This is a genomic window from Pseudomonas sp. P5_B2, assembly GCF_056400445.1.
The window spans coordinates 1-671 of the sequence record NZ_JBFULH010001364.1; the positions used below are offsets into that span (position 1 = coordinate 1).

Genomic DNA, 671 nt, shown 5'->3' on the forward strand with positions numbered 1-671 from the left:
ATTGTTCCCGAACCAGGACAGAATGCCGAAAGGTGGCTTCGGCAACCTGATCGCACTGCCCTTGCAAAAGAAAGCCCGCGAGCACGGATGCAGCGTCTTCGTGGACGATGAACTGAAACCGTATGCCGATCAATGGGCATTCCTGGCCAGCATCCAGCCTATGGCTGTGGAGGATATCGATCCGGCCATCGTGTGTGCGACCGGTCATGCACACCCTCTGGACGTAACATTTGTCGCGGAGGAAGACCAGCCGGAGCCGTGGAAGACCCCCCGCGAACAAAAGCTATCCTGCCCAATGCCGGCAACGTTGACCGTTACGTTGGCCAACCTGATCTACTTCGAAAAGACCGAGCTACCCCAGGCACTGGCTAATCGATTGATCAGGCTGGCCGCGTTTCAGAATCCAGAGTTTTATAAGGCGCAGGCGATGCGTCTGTCGGTCTGGAACAAGCCCCGTATCATCGGCTGTGCAGAGAACTTCCCCAAGCACATCGCGCTGCCTCGCGGTTGCCTGGATGCCGCGTTGGAGCTTCTGAACGATAACGGTATTGCCCCGATTGTTCAGGATGAGCGTTTTGCCGGAGAGCCGATCAACCCTAACTTCGCCGGTTCGTTGCGGGAGGATCAGGAGGCTGCTGTAGCGGCGATGCTAGAACACGATGCAGGCATCC

The 671-nt window shown here is 57.4% G+C and carries 1 protein-coding gene; it reads left to right on the forward strand.

Annotation, left to right across the window (positions count from 1 at the left end; all coding sequences use genetic code 11):
- The coding region (locus tag AC1DRJ_RS31245; protein WP_477805505.1) for a TOTE conflict system archaeo-eukaryotic primase domain-containing protein at positions 1 to 671 on the forward strand (671 nt) is incomplete at both ends.